We start from the raw sequence: 20476 nt of genomic DNA, 5'->3' as shown, positions 1-20476 counted from the left end.
ATCGGAAAGCTGCTGGTCAGACGGGGCGCTGAAGGGTCAGGAGACCGCGCACGCAGAACTCGTAGATGTGCTCCCCGTCGATCGGCGCGCCATTGAGTTCGACTCCCAGTGAACGCAGCCGCATCGCACCCAGGACCGACTGCATGATCAGGGCGGCGGTGCTCTGGACGTCGATGTCGGACCGGAACACCCCCGAATCCATTCCGCGCCGCAGGATGTCGCCGATGAGCTCGTGCAGTGGTGCCAGCACCCGCGCGTATTCGCGCGGTAGCGACTCGGCGAGATGGTCGTTGTAGAAGGTCAGGCCGCGGTTGATGCTGTCCTGGGTGCTCGACGACGCCGGGATGGTGATGCGCTCGATCAACGACCGGAGTGCTTCGGGGCCGGCGAGCCCGTCGGTATCGGCGTGCCAGCGCTGCGTGGACTCGGCCATGATCTTGTCGATGAGTGCCAGTAGAAGCTCATCCTTGGTGGAAAAATGCTGGTAGAAGGATCGCAAGGAGGTCTTGGAGCGTTCCACCACCTCCAGGACCGTGAAGTCGGTGCGTCCGGTTTCGCCCAGGATTGCCAACGCCGATTTCATGAACCTGCGGGCCCGGTCTGCTTGTGCCTCGGCGCGCGCGCCTTCGGGTGGTCGTCCGGCCGGCCTAGCCATTGCGCCATCACCTCCGTCATGCTGCACTTGCGAGAATGACGTTACCGTTTCTGTAGAAGCAATAGGCGGCTTGTGATTATGTGTTGCAGCGATGAGTGAGTGGTTCCTGTTCCTGCCCCAGGTCCGGCTGGCCGTCGACGACGTCGTTGAACGTGCCCAGGTGGCCGAGGCTAGTGGCTTCGACGGCATTGCCTTCATCGACCATCTGGAGGCACCCGGTGCCACTCACCAAAACATCTGGGAGGCAATGACCGTCGCGACGTGGGTGGCGGCGCGCACCGAGCGGCTGCGGATCGGCCACCTGGTGTTGTGCGATGCGTTCCGTCATCCGTCGGTGTTGGCCAAGCAGGCCGTCACTCTTTCCGAGGCCAGTGGCGGGCGCTTCGAACTGGGCCTCGGATCCGGGTCCTGGCCCCAGGAGTTCGAGCGGTTCGGCATCGAGAGCGGCGACGCGGCAGCACGGGTACGCAGGCTCGGCGAGAATTTGGATCTGCTGCACCAGTATTGGGGCGACGGTGAGCGTGGGCAGGTCCCGCGTCCGTCCCATCCAATTCCGTTGGTGCTGGGCGGAACCGGCAAGCGCATGATGGAACTGGTGCGGGCCCACGCCGACTGGTGGAACATTCCGTCGCATCAGCTCGATCGGCTGCCCGCGTTGCTGCCGACAGTGGGCTCGGCACGAGCCTCCCTGCAACAGATGGTCGGCTTCGTCGGCCGCGACGCCGATCGCACGGCAGTCACCGAACGTAGCACCCGACTGTTCGGGCACCTCGGCGACGGCTTGGTGTGCGGCAACGCCGCTGAACTCACCGCCCACTTCGCAGAGCTGTCCGCGCAGGGCGTCGAACGCTTCTATGTGTGGTTCGCCGATTTTGCCGCACCCCAAACCATTTCGGAATTCGCCGAGACAGTCATCAACGCGTGAAAAGAGAGGAAGTCATGACCGCAGAATCCGAGGCACCCCAAGAGGCCGAACCGACCCAGTGGACACTGCAGATGCTGCTGGACCTGTTCGATGCCGAACCCACGGGGGAGAACCGTTTCACCGTCCAGACCGGCATCGCCGGTGTCGACGAGCGTCAGGTGGTCGAAGGCACCCAGATCGTGGGCGCCGCGATCGTCGCGGCGGCGAAACGCTTTCCGGACAAGTCGGTGCGGTCGGCTCACGCGGTGTTCGCCCGGGCTGTGATGGTGGGCCCACCGGTCGAGCTCGACGTCGATGTGATCAGCGAAGGCCGGTCGACAGCTACCGCGGTGATCGCGGCGTCACAGAACGGCAAGCGCTGCATCACCATCACGGTGTTCACCGATGTGCCCTCCGGCGACGTGATCCGGCATCACCTGCCGCGGCCCGAGGTCGCCGGCCCGGCGGACTCGAATGTTTCGCACATGCCGATGATCGGACGGGAACTGCGTGTGGTCGACGTTGTCGACGTCAACAGCCCCGACGAGGTCGGACCGCCCGAGCTGTACGCCTGGCTGCGCTACGATCCGGTGCCGGCCCGAGACGATCTGGCCAAGGCGCTGATCGCATATTTCACGGGGCACCTGGGCATTTCGACCACGATGCGAGCGCATGAGGGCATCGGTACCGCGCAGGCCCACCTAACTGTCTCGACCGCGCCGATGACGGTCACGGTGAGTTTCCACGAGCCGGTCCGGTGGGACGGGTGGCTGCTCTACAGCCACGAGAGCACCCAGGTGGGCGCGGGTATGTCGTATGTGCGCGGCGCGGTGCACACCGAGGAAGGCGAACTCATCGCCTCATTCAGCCAGGACGCGCTGATCCGTCCGCTGCGCACCACCGACACCAACATCTCCGAGCACTCGCGGCTGTAGTTTCTTGCGCGAGCAGACGCGTAGGCACCCCGAAATGTGCTTGCAAGGGTACCTACGCGTCTGCTCGGCAGGAGAACTAGATCTTCAGATACCCCTTGTCTGCCGGGATCTGAGCGGCGGTGACCAACGACGACGCATCGCTGGCGAGCCACAGCACGATGTCCGAGATGTTGTCGGGCGGGGCGAGTGAATCCGTCGGCAGGGCCCCGGGGGAGAAGCTGTGGATGTAGTTCGGATGGTCGGCGAACATCTGATACATCGACAGGTCGTTACCCATCGGGGTGTCCGTGCCGTACGGGTGGATCGAGTTCACTCGGATTCCGAACTCACCGAGCTCGACCGCCAGTGAATTGGTGAGCCCGACGACACCGAACTTGCTTGCGCAGTAGTGGCCGCACCCGGGCACCGCCTTGATGCCTGCCGCCGAGCTGACCGCGATGATCGAACCGCCGTTGCCTGCCTCGATCATGGGCGGCACCACCGCTTGGACCGTGTTGAACACTCCGGTGAGGTTGATATCGATGATCTCCTGCCACTGCTGCGCCGGAATCTCCCACAGCCGGCCCCAATTGAGCACACCGGCGTTGGCCACGACGATGTCGAGCCGGCCGAATTGTTCGACCGCATCGGCCACCAGCCGCTTCTGGCCCTCGGCATCCCGCACGTCGACCTCCCGGGCCAGGATCTTGCGCCCCTCGCCCTCGACGAGGGCCACGGTCTCGGCGAGGTCCTCCGGAGTGGCTGCGGCGTAACCGTTCTGGGCGGCGACGGGTGCGCAGGCGTCGAGCGCGACGATGTCGGCTCCGGCTCGGGCCAGTCGCACGCAGTGCGAACGGCCCTGGCCGCGCGCGGCACCGGTGACATAGGCGACCCGCCCGGCCAGTGAAAGATCAGTCATGCGGGTTGCTCCTCGGGTAGTGCGGTGACGCGGACATTGGTGAATTGGTAGTCGGACAGCGGGGAGTGACGGGCGAACTGTCGGGATCCGGTGATCGTCTGCGGCCGGTAATACGGAGTCTCGTACTGGGAGTTGACGAAATAGCTGTTCAGGCCCGACGTAGCGGTGTAGTACAGGTGTGCGACCCGGCCGTCGCGACGCATCCGCTCATTCCACAGGTTGAACGCGTCCTGGCTGACGGTCGCGACCTGTGCACCGCGGCGGCGGGTCTCGTGGATGATCCGCACGGCGTGGGCGGCCACGGTCTCGACATAGTCCAGCCAGGCGAATCCGACGAAGCCGAGCGGGCCGACGATCTCCCAGCGGTTGGGCAGCCGTGGGTGGGCTGTCCCGGCGTAGCTCTGCAGACCGTGCGCGCGGTAGTACTGGGCGAGATCGAAACCGTTGGGGCCGACGATGGTGTCTGGCCGGTAGGTCTCCGGATCGATCCACAGTTCGTAACCGGTGGCCAGCACCAGCAGGTCGGCCGGATGATCGACGCCGTCGGTGGTGCGGATTCCGGTCGCGGTGATCCGTTCGATCGGCGTGGTGATCAGGTTGGTGCCGGGGTTGTTCAGTGCCGGCAGGAATGCGCTGGAGATCACCGGCCGTTTGGCCAGGATGCCATAGCGCGGCACCAGTTTTCGGCGGGTGGCCGCGTCGTCGACGACGGCGCGCAGCAGCAACCGGTACAGCATCTGGGACCAACCGTCGTAGAGCGGCATCAGGCGGCGGAGCCAGTTGTCCGGCAGTCGGGAGAAGACGTGGACGATGGGTGCCACCATGAAGATGTCCATCGCCAGCCGACCGACTGTGTTCACCGCTGGAACGACGCCGGGTAAGCGCATCAGTCGGCGCATCCACGGAGCGAAGTCGAAGTCGACTTTCGGTAGCACCCATGCGGGGGTGCGTTGGTAGACATCGAGATTGGCGGCTTCCGCGGACAGCGCGGCGGTGATCTGGACGCCGGAGGAACCGGTGCCGATCACGGCGATGCGCTTGCCCTTGGCGTCGTAGGTGTCGTCCCAGGCGTTGGGGCGCAGGACCGTCCCGGTGAAGTCGTCGACACCTTCGATGTCGACGGTGGTCTTGGCATTGACGTACCCGCCGACCGAGCTGACCACGAAACGTGCCGTCACCGGTTCCCCGCCGCGGATCTGCAATCGCCACAGGCCGTGTTCGTCGTCCCACTGCTGGCGGATCACCTCGGAGTCGGGCCGCAGGTGTTCATAGAGTCCGAGACCGGCCGCCGTGTCCTGCAGGTAACGGTGAATTTCCGGGCCGGGTGCGAAGAACCTGCTCCAGTTCGGGTTGGGAGCGAACGACAGTTGGTACCACAGGGTGGGGATGTCGACGGCGAGACCCGGGTAGTGGTTGTCGCGCCAGGTTCCGCCGAAGTCGTCGCCGCGTTCGATGATGACGAAGTCGTGGATACCTTTCTGGCGCAAGAGGTGTGCCGTCGCGATGCCGCCGGGGCCGGCGCCGATGATCGCCACCTCGTAATCTGGCTCGGTCATTTCTGCCTTCCGGTCAGGCCGACGACGATGTGGTCGGACACGAATCGTTTGACCGCACGTGGACTGTCGAGGTTCACGCCGATCGGTGGGAGAAGTTCGAAGCTCAGCAACAGGCGCACGATCCATTCGCCGGCCCGTGCCGGGGTGACGCCTGGACCGACCTCCCCGCGTTCCCGGGCCGCCTGCACGGCCGGCTTCCACAGTTCGATCGAGCGTCGCATCAGATCGTCACCGGTGCTGCGTAGCAGTAGCACGAGGATGCTCTCGTTGATGCCGCGCGGCGCCACGGAATCCGACTGCTGCCGGTGCGCGCAGATGACGACCGCGGCTGCAGCTACCTGCTCCGCGAGCGTGTCGTGACGGTCCACTTCGGCGGCAATGGTCTCGATGAACGCGCCCGCCAGGTGGTCGAGCCCGATTCTGATCGCGTTGTCGCGACTGCCCAGCGCATTATGTACGGTGCCGCGGGATACACCCGCATGTTCAGCGACTGCGGTGAGACTGAATTGCCTTGGGCCCAAAAGTCTGAGCGTCGCAGCGGTGGCGGTGAGCAGTGCGGGTGACACCGCTCGGCCCGTATCGCGCATTTGAACAGATTAACGAAATCTGTTCAATGTGGTCAGAGTTTGGCCAGATCCGTCGCGGCGGCGTCCAGCACGTCGTTGAACACCCTGGTCAGCATCGGACGGCCAACCCGACGAGTCAGAGTTCCGCCGATGAGTGGGAACTTCACCCGGAACGTCGTGGTCCACACGACGCGGGTGCCGCCATCCACCGCGGTGAAGCTCACCCGTCCATGCCGGTGCTCCGAGGGAGGGAAGCTGCGTTCGACCGAGTAGTCGAAGGAGTGCGGCGCGTCGTAACCGGTGATGCGTTCCCGGAACCAGCCGATCACCCAGACCAGGATGCGTACCGCTCCTTGTCCGTAGGGGGCTTGCCGGCCAGGCTCGGCCAGCCGCTGTCGAAGTACCAACGGAGAACGCGTGAAATTGGCTGCGTTGCTCATGAACTCGAACACCTCATCCTGCGGTGCTCCGATAAAGCGTTCGACGGTGACGGTCTGCATCAGTTCTCCTGCTGTCTGGTCAGGCTGCGGGTGGTGGCGGTGTCGCGGAGCTTGTCGGGATTGCGCATCGCGTAGAGCGCGGTGATGAGTCCGCCGGTCAGCTCGATGAGCAGGATCGAATCCAGCACTCCGTCCCGGAGGAACGACACGGCGGGCATCGAGTTGTAACTTCCGAACGAGATGTCGAACTCGGCCATCGCGCCCTGGGCAAGCCCGGCCATGAATTGTGCGACGCGGTGTGGCCCGACGACCGGCCGGCGGGCCGCCGATACCTTTCCGCCGCCGTCGGACAGCGCCACGATGTCGGGGGCCATCACCGCGACAAGGCCATCGATGTCACCGGTGTGTGCGGCCCGCAGGAATCTGGTGACAGTAGTCCGTGCCAGCTGTTTGTCCGGCGTGAAGCGTCGTCGTCGGGCGTGTACGTGTTCGCGTGCGCGGTGGGCGATTTGGCGCACCGCGGCATCGGACTTGCCCACCACGGGCGCGATCTCGGGATAGCTGTAGCTGAACACCTCGTGCAAGACGAAGACCACGCGTTCGTCGGGGCTGAGTGTCTCCAGGACCAGCAGCATTGCCATGGATACGGACTCGGCGAGGACGGCGTCCTCGCTCACGTCGGACTCGGTCTGGATCGGCTCGGGTAGCCAATTGCCGACGTAGTCCTCACGTCGGCGCTTGCTGGCGCGCAGTGCATTGAGCGCCTGCCGCGTCACGACCTGCACGAGATATGCGTGCGGATGCGTCACGTCGGCCGCCGCGATCCAGCGCAGGTAGCTTTCCTGCACCACATCTTCGGCGTCTGCGGCGCTACCCAGAATCTCGTAGGCCAGCGTGAAGAGCAGCGGGCGGTAGCCGGCGAATACCTCGGTGTCGTTCAGATGATCCCCCTGTGCCGTTGGTCGTCACACTCTCAGACACCGCTGGGGCTCCGAACCGTGACAGCCTTCGGCTGTGAACCACATCACATCCCGGCGACGTCGTACGCGTGGTGGACGATGTCATGCAGGTGGTAGATCGCGATCGTCGCGATGGTGAACTCGCTGCCATTGCTGCGCAACCCGCGGCGCGACCACGCGTCGGCCGGCACCCGGTCATAGGTGTCGGCGACAACCCCGGCCGCCTCGTACAGCTCGGTCGCGACCACCCCGGGATCCTGCGACCCGTAGTCGTCGGCGATGGCGGTGGCGTCCTGATCCCAGTTCGGGAACCGGGGATCGTGCTCGGTCAACATCAACTGGACCCGATGCTCGAAGATCCGGTGCACGTCGCGGATGTGGCAGCCGTACTCCAGGATTGACCAGCGGTCCGGACGGGCCCGCACATCGACCCCGGTGCCGTGCAGTCGGGGTACCCACAGTGCGGCATCGTCGCGGATCATGCCGGCGACCTCGCTGTGGTGCACCGATGCCGGGTCGAACCCGCACTCTGTGCAGGTGCGAGACAGTACCCAGGTCCAGTCCTTGGTGTCAGGCTCCAGGGCTTCCATACTCACAGTGTTGTCGCCGGTCAGCCGGCTGACAACGCCGATCTGAGGACATCGAGCGGCAATCCGCCCAGATCGAGAGCGCGGCTGTGGAATTCCCGCAGAGATGCTCCCCGGCGCAGGGCGTCGTCGCGCAGTTCGTGCCAGATTCGTTGCCCGATGGCGTACGACGGAGCCTGGCCCGGCCAGCCGAGGTAGCGGTCGAGCTCGAAGCGCAGGTTCTCCTCGGCCATGGCCGAATGCGAGGTCAGGAAGTTCCATGCCCGCTCGGCATCCCACACCTCGCCGTCGGGAGCCGTGAGGCCGCAGTGAACGCCGATGTCGAGCACCACTCGGGCCGCTCGGAACCGTTGGGCGTCAAGCATTCCCATGCGGTCGCCGGCATCGTCGAGCCAGCCCAGCTCGGCCATCAGCCGCTCGGCGTACAACGCCCAGCCCTCACCGTGGCCCGACACCCAGCAGCCCAGCCGGCGCCACCTGTTGAGCCGGTCGGCCAGCGCCACCGCGCGGCCGATCTGCAGATGATGGCCGGGAACACCTTCATGGAACACCGTGGTGGTTTCCTGCCAGGTGTGGAACCGCTCGACGCCGGGTGGAACCGACCACCACATGCGTCCGGGCCGAGACCAGTCCTCGGACGGCCCGGTGTAGTAGATTCCGCCGGTCTGGGTCGGCGCGATCCGGCACTCCAGCGTGCGAAGCGGCCCGTCGATGTCGAAGTGGGTGCCGGCCAGAGACTCCACCGCACGGTCGGACAAATCCTGCATCCAGGCCTGCAGCGCATCGGTACCGGTGATGACGTAGCGCGGTTCGTCGTCCAGCCGGCGCAGCGTCTCGGCCACGGTGGCCCCGGGGTAGAGCTGCTGAGCGATCGATTCCTGTTCGGCGACAACGGCATCGAGCAGGCCCAAGCCCCATTCGTAGGCCTCGTCGAGATCGACGGCGGTACCCAGGAACTGCCGTGACATCAGCCGGTAGGTGTCCCGCCCGCAGGCATCGGACTGGCGCGCACGCGGGGCGATGTCCTCCCGCAACACGTCGCCCAGTCGTCGGTAGGCGTCGGCCGCGGCTTCGGAGCGCCGCTTTAGCTGCGCCTGTAGTTGCCGGTTCTCCGGTGCCGCTCCGCTGACCATCTCGGCGAACAACTGGGCGATCTGCCGGGCCTGGGTGACTCCTCGGGTGACCTGGCGCAGGGCCGGTCCGTGACTGCTGCCGGCCGCGGCACGTAGGGCGTCCGCGTAGCCGGCGACACGTTCGGGCACCTTCGCCAATCGCGCAGCGATCAGCGCCCAGTCGTCCTCGGTGTCGGTGGCCATCAGGTCGAATACGTCGCGCATGGTTTGCAGCGGTGAGGCGATGACGTTGAGCTCGCCCAGGTCCAGGCCTGCATCGTGAACGTCGACCGCCGCTCCGAGGCGCTCGCGCAACGCGGCCACGGTGACCACATCGACATCGTCGGCGGGCTCCAGCCCGTCGAGTTCCCGCAGCGTTGCGCGGGCAGCTTCGGCGCGGGCTGCCACTCCCTCTGGGGAGTAGTCGGTCACCTCGTCGTCGTGGCCGGTGATACCGAGTTCCGTTGCGGCGCAAGGATCAAGCCGCGCATAGGTATCGAGGTAGCGCTCGGCTACCGCGTCGACGGCGGTGGCGGCCCTAGCCAAGGTTGTTCGCGGCGAAGGTATCGCACTTGTTCGGATCACCGGTCTGGTAGCCGATGGTGAACCACTTCTGCCGCTGCTCGGAGGAACCGTGGGTCCACGCTTCGGGGTTGACCCGGCCGGTGGCCTGCTTCTGGATGCGGTCGTCGCCGACCGAGGAGGCCGCCGACAGGGCGTCGGTGATGTCCTTGTCGCTCAGTGGCTGTAGGAACGGGACGTCGGTGCCCTCCTGCCGGGTGATCGACGCGTAATGCGCCCAGACGCCGGCGTAGCAGTCGGCCTGCAGTTCGGTGCGCACGCCCGCACCGGTGGCGCCCTCGGGGTCCCGCTGGGCCCGGCCGAGAACGCCGAGCAGGTCCTGCACGTGGTGGCCGAACTCGTGGGCGACGACGTACTCCTGTGCGAGGGGCCCTCCGCTGGAACCGAACTGATCGACGAGCACCTGGAAGAAGTCGGTGTCGAAGTACGCCGTCTTGTCGACGGGGCAGTAGAACGGGCCGACGTCGCTGGTGGCCGGACCGCACCCGGTCTGGACCTGTCCCTTGAACAGTCGGACGTGCGGACGGGTATATCCCTTGAGCAGCTGGGACCACACGCCGTCGACGGAGTTGCCGGTGGCGACCACCCGGCATTCGACCTTGCTGTTGGCGTCGGCGCCGGTCTTGCACTGGCTGAGGTCGAAACCCTCACCGCCCGCGCTGCTGGTGTCCATCGGCTGCTGCTGTTGCGGCATGACGGTGCCGGGGTCGACGCCCAGGAACATCGCGAGCACAACGATCAACAGACCGCCGAGACCTCCACCGATCGCGATGCCACGGCCGGGGCCGCGGCCACCGCCGGAACTGGAGGTGGTGCTCGTGTCGATCTGCATACCCTCGTTGAAGGTCATCCCGTCACTCCATCGCATTCGCCGGTAGGTGCGTGCTCAACAGCCCGTTAAGCTTTTCACACTACGATTCAGACGTGTCCGTCGTTGCGGAACATTCGACCATTGCCCACACCTCGCTGGGGCGGCTACGCGGTACCCGTGAAGGCGGGGTCAGCGTATGGCGAGGTGTCGAGTACGCCCAGCAGCCCGTCGGCGCACTGCGTTTCCTGGCGCCGCGGCTGGTGGTGCCCTGGACCGGAGTGCGTGACGCCGTCGAGCACGGCCCGTTGCCGCCACAAGGCCGTTCGTTCGTCGGGGGAGGCCGAGACGACCCCAAGGTGCGTGACGAGGCTTGCCTGACCGTCACCGTCTGGTCCCCGGACACGGGCGGCTCGTTGCCGGTGATGGTGTGGATCCCCGGCGGGGCCTTTGTCTACGGTGCGGGCCAGCTGCAGCTGTACAACGGCTCGCGGCTGGCCGAGAACGGCAACGTGGTGGTCGTCAACGTCACGTATCGACTCGGCGTGTTCGGGGGATTCGAGCTCGGCGATCTGGGTGAGGGATTCGACGACAACCTGTGTCTGCGGGACCAGATCGCCGCACTGCAATGGGTGCGCGACAACATCGCCGCATTCGGCGGCGATCCCCGGCAGGTGACGGTGTTCGGTGAATCGGCCGGTGCCACATCGGTGTTGGCACTGCTGGCCAGCCCGGCGGCCGACGGGTTGTTCGACCGGGCGATTGCGCAGAGTCCGGCGTTGCCGTTGATCGCCGACCGGGAAGACCGGGCCCGTCAGTCGCGCCGCTTCATGCAACTGCTCGGGGTGGGGGCCGAGCAGCTCAAGGTGCTGCCACAGCGGCAATTGCGCCGGGCCGCGGGGCAACTGCAGCTCGAGAGTGCCCAGCAGACACCGACGTTGGCCTACGGGCTGACCCACGGTGTCGATCTGCTGCCGTTGCATCCGACCGAGGCGGCACGCGCGGGTGCGGTGTCCGCGGTGCCGTTGATCATCGGCACCAACAGCCACGAGGCGTCGATGTTCGCCTGGGGTAAGCCGCCGATGCTGCCGACCACCCTGGCCGGGGTCGAGGACTATCTGCGGCGCCACGGTCCGGATGACCGCGATCGGGTGCTGGCCGCCTATCCCGATTTTCCGCGCCGCCGGGCGCTGATCGCCTTTGGCTCCGACGTCATGTTCGGTGCACCCACCTGGGCGTTCGCCGATGCTTACAGTGCACATGCGCCCACTCACGTGTACCGGTTCGACCACACCACGTGGACGCTCAGGGTGCTGGGACTTGGCGCCACCCACGGCAGCGAGATCGTGCACATCCAGCACAGCTACGGGTCATATCTGGGACGCAAGCTGCACCCGTTGGGTCGCCGGGTACAGCCGTCGGTCGGCCGGCGAATGCAACGTACCTGGCTGGACTTCGCCCGGGCCGAGATCGCTGACTGGCCGGAATACGACACCGACCGCCGGTTGACCCGGGTGATCCGGTCCACGCGTGACGAGACCGTGGCCGATCCCGACGCGGTGCGACGCCAGGTGTGGGACGGGCTCGGTTAGCGGCCTACTTGCCGTAGCGCTCGTCGGTATACCGGCGGAGGTTGTGCAGGAACCGCTGGAACAACCATGCCATCACGGGCTGTCCGAGCGTCATCCCGAGTCGGCCGGCCAGTCCGCTGGGTTTCATGGCCATCACCCAGGTCAGGTGGCAGCCGTCCCCGGTCTCCACGACGCGGTAGTCCTCGGCGAAGGCCGATATCGCGTTCGAGGTGCTGGTGTTGAACCGGAAAGCCATGTGGGAGAAGGGTTCCCAGGCCAGGAACTCCTCGTCGCCGGTGATGTGCCCGCGCATCGTGACGGTGCGGGTGGTGCCGATGCCGCGGGGTTCTGGGCTGGTCCATTCCACATTGGTGATCACGGTGGCCCAGTGCGGCCACGAGGTCGCGTCGCTGAGCACCTCGAACAGTTGCTCTGGAGTGATGGCGAGGTCGACGGTGCTGACGAAGCGGAACGGCGCACGGTCGATGAAATCCAACTCGACGCGTTCGCACTGGTAGGTCCGGGCCATGGGTAGACACCCTAGGGGAGAGTGTCTAGTGGTGGGTCAGCCCGGCCCGTCGCCGGCCGCCGCCAGCAGCGGGACCACCACGTCGCTGATCGGTGTCGGCAGGCCGTGGGCGGCCGCCTTGCGGACGATGACGCCGTTGCGGACATCCCACTCCAGCGGTCGGCCGGCCTGGTGGTCGGTCAGCATCGAGGTGGTCAGGTCCTCGGGCGCTGCGGCCAACATGGAGACGATCTCGCCGACCACCTCGTCACCCAGGTCGGCGCCGTCCGCGCGGGCAACCGCCAGGCACTCGGACAGATAGCGCCGCGCCAGCGCGGCCACATCGTCACGGCGGAACATGCCCGCTCGCCGGTCGGACAGCACCATGAACCCGACCACGGCATTGACCAGCAGCTTGCGCCAGGTGGCGCTACGGAAATCAGGATCCAGTTCGGCGGTGATCGCGGTGCCGTCCAGTGCGTCGGCCACGATCGTCGCCGCCGGGGTGTCGGGCAGTACCAGCCGGGCCTCGCTGCGCAGGCGCACCCAGCCGTCGGGCTGCATCTCCGAGGAGATCCACACCGCCGCCGGCACGACGTGCGCCTCGTCGGTGTGCGGGCCGACGGCGCTGACCCGCTCGACCTGCTCGACGCCGTTCTGCAGCGCGCACACCACGGTCTTCTCGTCGCACAGCCGGTCCAGCCACGCCCCCGCCTGCGCGTTCTGGGTGTCCTTTACGGCAAGAAAGACCACGTCGAGCGGGCCTTCCACGCTGTTGGGATCGGTGTGCACCGGCCCCGGTACCCGGATGGGTTCCCCCTCGTCGGGCCGGACTTCGACGCCGTCGCGCGGGGTGCGGCCACACAACAGAACCGACCGTCCGGCCGCGTGCAGGAGCGCCGCGATGGTCGATCCGATGGCGCCCGGGCCGATGACCGCGATGGGGGAGTTCAGTGCTTTCTGGCCTTCGCGCGAGCGCTCATCCACATCGCCACGTTAGCGCCGCCGGTCGACTCTCTAGACTGTTCACTCGTCACCACCAGTCTTTCTCGACTCAACACTCAGGAGTTTTCGTGCTGCGCAGTCATGCCGCCGGTTCGTTGCGGGCCACCGATGCCGGTCAGACCGTGACACTGGCGGGTTGGGTGGCGCGTCGCCGTGACCACGGCGGCGTCATCTTCATCGATCTGCGCGACGCGTCAGGGGTGTCGCAGGTGGTGTTCCGCGCGGGCGACGTGCTCTCCGCCGCCCACCGGTTGCGCGCCGAGTTCTGCATCGCCGTCACCGGCGTCGTCGAGGTACGTCCGGAGGGCAACGAAAACCCTGACATCCCGACCGGCAAGGTCGAGGTGAACGCCACCTCGCTGACCGTATTGTCCGAGAGCGCCCCGCTGCCATTCCAGCTCGACGAGACCGCCGGTGAGGAAGCCCGGCTCAAGTACCGCTACCTGGATCTGCGCCGCGAGGGCCCCGGTAACGCAATCCGCTTGCGCTCCAAGGTGAACGCCGCCGCTCGCAACGTGTTGGCCGAGCATGACTTCGTCGAGATCGAGACCCCGACGCTGACCCGCTCCACTCCGGAGGGCGCGCGCGACTTCCTGGTGCCCGCGCGGTTGCAGCCCGGCTCGTTCTACGCGCTGCCACAGAGCCCGCAGCTGTTCAAGCAGCTCCTCATGGTCGCGGGCATGGAGCGCTACTACCAGATCGCGCGCTGCTACCGAGACGAGGACTTCCGCGCCGACCGACAGCCGGAGTTCACCCAGCTGGACATGGAGCTCAGCTTCGTCGACGCCGACGATGTGATGGGAATCGCCGAGCAGGTCCTGCGGGCGGTCTGGTCGACCATCGGTTACGAACTGCCCCTGCCGTTGCCGCGGATCAGCTACGACGAGGCGATGCGCCGGTTCGGTTCCGACAAGCCGGACCTGCGGTTCGGCGTCGAACTCATCGAGTGCACCGAGTACTTCAAGGACACCCCGTTCCGGGTGTTCCAGGCCCCGTATGTGGGCGCGGTCGTGATGGAGGGCGGAGCGTCACAGCCGCGTCGCACCCTCGACGGCTGGCAGGAATTCGCCAAGCAGCGCGGCCACAAGGGCCTGGCCTATGTACTCGTGGGTGAGGACGGCACGCTGGGCGGTCCGGTGGCCAAGAATCTCACCGACGCCGAGCGCGACGGTCTGGCGGCCCACGTCGGTGCCAAGCCCGGTGACTGCGTGTTCTTCGCGGCGGGTCCGGCCCGCACGGCGCGCGCGCTGCTGGGGGCCACCCGCATCGAGATCGCCAAGCGCCTGGATCTGATCGACCCGGCCGCCTGGGCCTTCACCTGGGTGGTGGACTTCCCGATGTTCGAGCCGGCCGACGTGGCGACGGCCTCGGGCGACGTGGCCGTCGGTTCGGGTGCCTGGACGGCCGTGCATCACGCCTTCACGGCGCCGAAGGTCGAATCGGAGGACACCTTCGACACCGACCCCGGCAGCGCGCTGTCCGACGCTTACGACATCGTCTGCAACGGCAACGAGATCGGCGGCGGCTCGATCCGTATCCACCGGCGCGACATCCAGGAGCGGGTGTTCGCGATGATGGGCATCGACCATGCCGAGGCCCAGGACAAGTTCGGATTCCTGTTGGACGCCTTCGCCTTTGGCGCACCGCCGCACGGTGGCCTGGCCTTCGGCTGGGACCGCATCACCGCACTGCTGGCCGGGGTCGACTCGATTCGCGAGGTGATCGCGTTCCCCAAGTCCGGCGGCGGCGTCGACCCGTTGACCGACGCCCCGGCGCCCATCACCGCACAGCAGCGCAAGGAATCGGGGATCGACGCGAAGCCCGAGTCGAAGGCCAAGGCCGAGGACAAGCCGCAGGTGAAGGCCTAACCCCTCTCGGCTCTCTGCGCGCGGTTCACCACGGCGAAGTTCGAGTCTGGAATAGAAGGCCCCACCGGAGAAGCTGGAGAAGGCATGAGCGACATCGATCCGAACATCGACAAGACCGAACTGGTCGCCGACGTGGCGGCCCTCGACAACTTCAACCGCAACGTCGTCGAGGAATTCCGGGCCAATGACGGCAAGGTGGGCGGGCCCTTCGAGGGCGGCACGCTGCTGCTGTTGCACACCACGGGAGCCAAATCCGGGCAGCCCCGGCTGTCGCCGCTGGCGTATCTGGACATCGACGGCTCGATGCTGATCGTCGGTTCCTACGCCGGTGGGCCCAAGGACCCCGCATGGGTGCACAACCTGCGGGCCAACCCGCAGGCCCGGATCGAAATCGGTGCCGAGGCCTACGACGTGGTCTCACGCGAACTGCCCGACGACGAGCGCGACGCCGCCTACCCGAAGATCGTCGAGCGCGCCCCGGTGTTCGCCGAGTACCAGTCGAAGACCAGCCGGGCCATCCCGCTTTTCGAGCTGGTTCGCGCCTAATATCCTTGCGCCGAAACCGCATTCCAGCAGGCGCTTACTCGCACTTTCTCTGCTGGAATGCGGTTTCGGCGGGGGATCAGGCGAGCCGCTCGATGATCGTGGCGTTGGCCATGCCGCCGCCCTCACACATCGTTTGCAGGCCGTATCGTCCGCCGCGCTGCTCGAGCGCGTTGACCAGGGTGGTCATGATGCGCGCTCCGCTGGCGCCCAGCGGGTGTCCGATCGCGATGGCCCCGCCGTTGACGCTGGTCTTGCCGAGATCGGCGCCCGTGTCGTGCGCCCAGGCCAGCACCACCGGAGCGAACGCCTCGTTGACCTCGAACAGGTCGATGTCCGCCAGCGTCAAACCCGCACGCGCCAAGACCTTTTCGGTGGCGGGGATGACACCGGTCAACATGTAGAGCGGGTCTGATCCCACGACGGTCGTGGTGTGGATACGTGCCAGCGGCTTGAGTCCGAGCTTCCGCGCCGTGGCACCGCTGGTGATCATCACCGCCGCGCTGCCGTCCGACAGCGGTGACGAATTGCCCGGGGTGATCTCCCATTTGATCTGGGGGAAGCGCGCGGCGTAGGCCTCGTTGTAGAACGCGGGCTTCAGCCCGGACAAGGTCTCCACCGTCGTTCCCGGCCGGATGATCTCGTCGGTGCTCAGCCCGGCGACCGGGGCGAGTTCGGCCTCGAACAGTCCGTCCTTCGTGGCCCGGGCGGCCTTCTCGTGACTGCCTGCAGAGAACTCGTCGAGCTGAGCGCGGGAGAATCCCCATTTGGCAGCGATCAGCTCGGCACTGATCCCTTGCGGTACAAGGCCTTCGGAGTAGCGCTTCGCAAAGTCCAGGCCGAACGGATCGCTGCCCGGTAGTACCGAACTGCCCATCGGTACCCGCGACATGGACTCCACACCTGCGGCGATCACGATGTCGTAGGCGCCGGCCAGCACCCCCTGGGCGGCGAAGCTGATCGCCTGCTGGCTGCTGCCGCACTGGCGGTCGACGGTGGTCCCGGGAACGGTTTCGGGGAAGCCTGCGCCCAGCAGTGCGTTGCGGGCCACGTTCACCGCCTGGTCGCCGACCTGGGTCACTGCGCCGGCGATGACATCGTCGACGAGTACCGGGTCGACGCCGGTGCGGGCGATCAGCTCCCGCAGGCTGTGCGCCAGCAGGTCCGTCGGCAGGACGCCGTGCAGCGCGCCGTTGGCTTTGCCTTTGCCGATCGGGGTCCGGACCGCTCCGACGATGACTGCGTCCCGGTCTGCATATCCGGTCATCTTGACCTCCTGATGCTCCACGCTGAGTATTGTGATGACTACCCAGATATAGCACCTGGGTATAGTTAGAACAACTCAGGGATGGGGTTTGATTCCGTGGGAATGCTGCAGGGCAAGCTGGCCGACCGAGACGCCTGGTCGGCGGTGGGGCACTGCCCGATCGAGCGGACCATGGCGTTCGCGGGGACCAAGTCGGCGATGTTGATCATGCGCGAGGCCTTCTACGGAACCACCAGGTTCGACGATTTCGCCCGCCGGGTCGGGATCACCAAGGCAGCGACATCGGCGCGGTTGTCCGACCTCGTGGCCGCCGGACTGCTGGCGAAGCGGCCCTATCGTGAGCCCGGCCAGCGGGAACGCGACGAGTATGTGCTCACCGACTCCGGAACCGACTTCATGCCGGTGGTGTGGGCGATGTTCGAGTGGGGTCGCAAGCATCTCGGCGACACGGGCCTGCGCCTAGCGCACGACGGGTGCGGCGCACTGGCCGGCGTCGAGATCCGCTGCGACGAAGGGCACCCAGTGCCGGCCGACGAGCTTGTCGTGCGCTTCGAGCGTCCCACGTCGTGACCGTAGGTGCACGTGCGGTCGAGATCCTGGCCGAGCACGGTCAGTGGCGTATCGACCCGGGGCTCACCGAGGCCGAACTGAGCACACTCGAATCGCGATTCTCCTTGTGGCTCAACGATACTCACCGCGACTTCCTGTCCGCCGGGCTGCCGGTAGGGGACGGCTGGCCGGACTGGCGCAACGCCGACGAAGTCACGCTTCGGGCGCACATCGGCCGGCCGGTGCGTGAGTTGCTGCGCGCCGTCCGCGAGGGTGGGTTGTGGCACCCCGCCTGGGGTGACAATCCGGGTGGCGACGCGGCGCTGAAGCTGGCCAGTGCCAAACTCGCCCAAGAACCCAGGGTGGTGCCGGTCTACGGGGTGGCGTTTCTGAAGCAGGGGCCGGGTGCCCACCCGGTGTGGGCAGTCCAGGACGGCGGCCGGGGAGTCACTGCCGTGGCCGCGGACCTGATCGGACTGGCTCAGTTGCTGACCGGTCAGCCCGTGACGTCACCCTCGTCTGTCGGCGATCCTCCGTTCCTGCCGGCGCCGCCACCCGCGCCGGACGTGCCGGAGCTGGACGCGCCGCCGTTCGCGCCCGATCCGGTGAACGTGCCGCCGCCGGCGGTAGCCCCACCACGCGATCCCGGCGCCGCCCTGGCCGCGACGGGGGTCGTCCTGGGCGAACTGAAACGCCACGACGACGTGCTGGCCCACCGCGCACCCATGTGGACAGTCCCGGTGCCGCCGGGTGTTCCTGCCGCGGAGGCGTGGGTTGCGGTTCGCGCGCAGTTTCCGGTGACGGGATTGTGGCCCGTGCTGCTCACCGACATGGCCTGGCACCGGATCGGGATGGACGGTGTGGCCGACGAAACACCGGTATTGGCAGCGGAACTCGACGGCACTCGATGGCTGGAACGCGAGTTCGAGATCCGCACTGCCGGGTACGACATCCCGCGTTATCCGTCCGGGTTCGACACCGGCGACCCGGGGGACTGGCGGCAGCAGTTCGCCGACTTCGACTCTCGCGGCGAGTACACGCGGCTGGCGTTGATTCCCACCCCTGCGGATTGGCTGGTTCCCGGACTGCTGCAGTGGTCGGGCGCGATCAATTCGGGCGTCCTCGGTGCCGAGCACGCGGCGATCTTGAGGCGCTGGTCCGCCCACTACGGGACCGAGGTGTTGGCCCTCGACGACGAATCTCTGGTGCTCGTGGTCGATCAGCCACCACGAAGGCTCCAGGACGCGCTCACCGCCGCCCTGGAGGCCTATCTGTACTGCGACGACGCGGTCAACACCGAGGCCGGTTCGCTCGATGCACTGGCGCGCATGCTGGCGCGTCCGCTGTGGGTCTTCTGGTGGGATTGAGAACGCTACTCTCGGCCCGTGCTCCACTTACGCGTCATCGCGCCGACCGATCTGCGACAGCCGATCCTGAACGTCCTCGACCGGGAAGCCGGCGTCACGAATGTGGTGGTGCACGCCGGGGATGCGAGGGATCCGGCCGGTGACGAGATCACGGCCATCCTGGTCCGGGAGGCGGCCAACGATGTGGTGGAGCGGCTGAAATCCCTTGATGTGCCGCACTTGGGGGCCATCACCCTCGAGCCTCTCGACACCGTCCTGTCCGCGTCGGCCTTTCATGCCGAGGATGCCACCGAGGGAGACGGCGCCGATGCGGTGATCTGGGACGAGCTGGTGTCGCGGACCCGCGAGGAGTCCAGCCTCAACGCGACGTATCTGATGTTCCTGTGCATCGCGTGCCTGCTTGCCGCAATCGGCGTCATCACCGACTCCGCGGTCACTGTGGTCGGTGCCATGGTCGTCGGGCCCGAATTCGGGCCGCTGGCGGCACTTGCAGTCGCGCTGGTGCAGCGACGGATGTCGCTGGCCCGCCGCGCGGGCGCGGCGCTGTTGATCGGCTTCCCCTTCGCGATGGCCGTCACCGCCCTCGCCACCTTGGGCTTCGAAGCTCTGGGGTGGGTGTCGTTGACCAGCTTCCGTGACCTGCAGCAGGTGGATTTCATCTTCCAGGTGGGCCCGTTCTCGTTGGTGGTGGCCCTGCTGGCCGGCGCGGCCGGGATGTTGTCGCTCGTGTCGGCGAAATCCGCGGCACTCGTGGGTGTCTTCATATCGGTGACGACGGTTCCCGCCGCCGGTTTCGCGGTGGTCGCCGCGACGGTCGGGGAATGGGACATCGCGGCCCGGTCGGTACTGCAGTTGGGCGTGAACCTGGTGGGCATCACCATGGCGGGTGTCCTGATGCTCGCGATCTATCGCAGATTCGCGACCCGCTGACGGGACCGCAACCTCACAGGTGGCTGATGCCCGTGGCCAGGAAGTACACGCCGACCGCGCCGGCGATCACGGCCACGACCAGCCGATGGTGAATTCCCATCCACTCGTAGATCCGCTCGACGCCGGACCTCGTGGCGGCCGGAGCCACCCAGAAACTGATGATCGGGATGATCGCCGCGAGGAAACCGACCAGATTGAACACGACCATCGCGGCCATCTGCTCGGTCACCGCCGCGCCCGAGGTCAGGGCGGCAGCCATCGCGGCCAAGTAGTACGGGGTGGGAAAACCGTTGATCAGGCCCAGCAGTCCGGCGGCCCAGGGCGCCTCGCCCCGCAGCGCGGCCTGCATCCCATCCGGCAGCTTCGACAGGCCCGGCACCGAGTCCGCCGAGGCTGCGCCCGGAGCCGTCCGACGCGCGCGCGCCCTCGTGACCAGGCGTTCGAGCACACCAGTGATGGACAGGACGCTGATCGCCAGCGCCACCACACCGATGCCGATCTCCAGGCCCGGAGGCATGCTGCTCCCACCGTCGCCGGTGACGTTCTTGAACACGAACACCACCGCGGCGCCGACCGCGACGTTGGCGGTGAAAGCGAACAGGAAGAACGGAAGCAGCAACCGCACCGGCCGTGACCGAGACAGCATGAAGGCCACGACCCCGATTCTGAGCGGATCGACTGCCGCCACGACGGCCATCACCAGCACGGTGCTCCACATCGCCGGCGGCCACATCCCTTCGCCTCGGTTACCTCACCGCTGAATTCAACCAGCGCCGGGCAAATCCGGCCGAATCTGGGCGGCGTGATCGTGCGCACGGTGCGCCAAGCAAGCCCGGATCATCGGAGGGTGCGTACCGTTCTTCACT

The 20476-nt window shown here is 66.9% G+C and carries 21 protein-coding genes; 8 read left to right on the top strand and 13 right to left on the bottom strand.

Translation table 11 applies throughout. The features are described 5' to 3' along the window. Nucleotides 1–16: 16 nt before the first annotated feature. Nucleotides 17–655 (bottom strand): TetR/AcrR family transcriptional regulator, encoded by a 639-nt coding sequence (locus AC4ELH_RS09885; RefSeq protein WP_498884289.1) that lies wholly within the window; start codon nt 653–655, stop codon nt 17–19. 91 nt (nt 656–746) lie between these two features. Between AC4ELH_RS09885 and AC4ELH_RS09880 the strand changes: the two genes are divergently transcribed. Beyond that, nucleotides 747–1580 (top strand): LLM class flavin-dependent oxidoreductase, encoded by an 834-nt coding sequence (locus AC4ELH_RS09880; RefSeq protein WP_064885363.1) that lies wholly within the window; start codon nt 747–749, stop codon nt 1578–1580. A gap of 14 nt (nt 1581–1594) precedes the next feature. Then, a complete protein-coding gene (locus AC4ELH_RS09875; RefSeq protein WP_498884286.1) occupies nt 1595–2494 on the top strand; it encodes an acyl-CoA thioesterase in 900 nt (299 codons plus the stop codon). A gap of 76 nt (nt 2495–2570) precedes the next feature. Here the strand turns inward: AC4ELH_RS09875 and AC4ELH_RS09870 are convergent, their stop codons facing one another. The 8 genes from AC4ELH_RS09870 to ypfJ form a co-directional block, all read right to left on the bottom strand. After that, nucleotides 2571–3392 (bottom strand): mycofactocin-coupled SDR family oxidoreductase, encoded by an 822-nt coding sequence (locus AC4ELH_RS09870; RefSeq protein ID WP_498884284.1) that lies wholly within the window; start codon nt 3390–3392, stop codon nt 2571–2573. Then, on the bottom strand, nt 3389–4948 hold the full coding sequence (locus AC4ELH_RS09865) for a flavin-containing monooxygenase (RefSeq protein WP_498884282.1): 1560 nt from the start codon (nt 4946–4948) through the stop codon (nt 3389–3391). Before AC4ELH_RS09865 ends, AC4ELH_RS09870 begins: the two co-directional genes overlap by 4 nt. Further along, nucleotides 4945–5535, bottom strand: a complete 591-nt coding sequence (locus AC4ELH_RS09860) for a TetR/AcrR family transcriptional regulator (protein WP_498884280.1) — start codon at nt 5533–5535, stop codon at nt 4945–4947. Before AC4ELH_RS09860 ends, AC4ELH_RS09865 begins: the two co-directional genes overlap by 4 nt. A gap of 32 nt (nt 5536–5567) precedes the next feature. After that, nucleotides 5568–6014, bottom strand: a complete 447-nt coding sequence (locus tag AC4ELH_RS09855) for an SRPBCC family protein (protein WP_448446532.1) — start codon at nt 6012–6014, stop codon at nt 5568–5570. Beyond that, a complete protein-coding gene (locus tag AC4ELH_RS09850) occupies nt 6014–6895 on the bottom strand; it encodes an RNA polymerase sigma-70 factor (RefSeq protein ID WP_498884462.1) in 882 nt (293 codons plus the stop codon). Before AC4ELH_RS09850 ends, AC4ELH_RS09855 begins: the two co-directional genes overlap by 1 nt. Nucleotides 6896–6978: 83 nt before the next feature. After that, nucleotides 6979–7503, bottom strand: coding sequence for a DinB family protein (locus AC4ELH_RS09845; protein ID WP_448446534.1), 525 nt, complete (start codon nt 7501–7503; stop codon nt 6979–6981). A 20-nt stretch (nt 7504–7523) separates the two neighbouring features. Continuing rightward, nucleotides 7524–9158, bottom strand: coding sequence for a DUF885 domain-containing protein (locus AC4ELH_RS09840; RefSeq protein ID WP_448457973.1), 1635 nt, complete (start codon nt 9156–9158; stop codon nt 7524–7526). Beyond that, nucleotides 9151–10044, bottom strand: a complete 894-nt coding sequence (gene ypfJ / locus AC4ELH_RS09835; protein ID WP_064885379.1) for a KPN_02809 family neutral zinc metallopeptidase — start codon at nt 10042–10044, stop codon at nt 9151–9153. The genes AC4ELH_RS09840 and ypfJ overlap by 8 nt, the downstream gene beginning before the upstream one ends. Before the next feature lie 74 nt (nt 10045–10118). Here ypfJ and AC4ELH_RS09830 point away from each other — a divergent pair, with 74 nt between their 5' ends. Beyond that, complete coding sequence (locus tag AC4ELH_RS09830) at nt 10119–11594, top strand: carboxylesterase/lipase family protein (protein WP_498884277.1); 1476 nt, start codon at nt 10119–10121, stop codon at nt 11592–11594. 4 nt (nt 11595–11598) lie between these two features. Here AC4ELH_RS09830 and AC4ELH_RS09825 read toward each other — a convergent pair whose 3' ends face one another. Continuing rightward, entirely contained in the window at nt 11599–12102 is a 504-nt protein-coding gene (locus AC4ELH_RS09825; protein ID WP_448446541.1) for an SRPBCC family protein, read from the bottom strand. A 36-nt stretch (nt 12103–12138) separates the two neighbouring features. Further along, nucleotides 12139–13035: an oxidoreductase gene (locus AC4ELH_RS09820; protein ID WP_498884460.1), complete on the bottom strand. Its 897-nt coding sequence runs from the start codon at nt 13033–13035 to the stop codon at nt 12139–12141. Nucleotides 13036–13154: 119 nt separating this feature from the next. Between AC4ELH_RS09820 and aspS the strand changes: the two genes are divergently transcribed. Both aspS and AC4ELH_RS09810 read left to right on the top strand, forming a co-directional pair. Continuing rightward, nucleotides 13155–14954 carry an aspartate--tRNA ligase gene (aspS, locus tag AC4ELH_RS09815; RefSeq protein WP_498884275.1) on the top strand — a complete coding sequence of 600 codons (1800 nt, stop codon included), beginning with the start codon at nt 13155–13157 and terminating at the stop codon, nt 14952–14954. Between the two features lie 84 nt (nt 14955–15038). Next, complete coding sequence (locus AC4ELH_RS09810; protein ID WP_448446543.1) at nt 15039–15500, top strand: nitroreductase family deazaflavin-dependent oxidoreductase; 462 nt, start codon at nt 15039–15041, stop codon at nt 15498–15500. A 76-nt stretch (nt 15501–15576) separates the two neighbouring features. Here AC4ELH_RS09810 and AC4ELH_RS09805 read toward each other — a convergent pair whose 3' ends face one another. After that, entirely contained in the window at nt 15577–16764 is a 1188-nt protein-coding gene (locus tag AC4ELH_RS09805) for a thiolase family protein (RefSeq protein ID WP_498884458.1), read from the bottom strand. 81 nt (nt 16765–16845) lie between these two features. On the opposite strand from AC4ELH_RS09805, the gene AC4ELH_RS09800 reads away from it, so the two are divergent. The 3 genes from AC4ELH_RS09800 to AC4ELH_RS09790 are packed head-to-tail and all read left to right on the top strand — an operon-like array spanning nt 16846 to nt 19610. After that, on the top strand, nt 16846–17334 hold the full coding sequence (locus AC4ELH_RS09800) for a winged helix-turn-helix transcriptional regulator (RefSeq protein ID WP_276029082.1): 489 nt from the start codon (nt 16846–16848) through the stop codon (nt 17332–17334). Next, a complete protein-coding gene (locus AC4ELH_RS09795) occupies nt 17331–18680 on the top strand; it encodes a DUF4253 domain-containing protein (protein WP_498884273.1) in 1350 nt (449 codons plus the stop codon). The genes AC4ELH_RS09800 and AC4ELH_RS09795 overlap by 4 nt, the downstream gene beginning before the upstream one ends. A gap of 18 nt (nt 18681–18698) precedes the next feature. Further along, entirely contained in the window at nt 18699–19610 is a 912-nt protein-coding gene (locus tag AC4ELH_RS09790) for a DUF389 domain-containing protein (RefSeq protein ID WP_064960753.1), read from the top strand. Nucleotides 19611–19623: 13 nt separating this feature from the next. Here AC4ELH_RS09790 and AC4ELH_RS09785 read toward each other — a convergent pair whose 3' ends face one another. Further along, nucleotides 19624–20343, bottom strand: a complete 720-nt coding sequence (locus AC4ELH_RS09785) for a GAP family protein (protein WP_448446548.1) — start codon at nt 20341–20343, stop codon at nt 19624–19626. Between the last annotated feature and the right edge of the window lie 133 nt (nt 20344–20476).

Source organism: Mycobacterium shunyiense (assembly GCF_058270075.1).
Note: the sequence above shows the minus strand (reverse complement) of the source record. Positions and strands in the feature narration are given on the sequence as shown.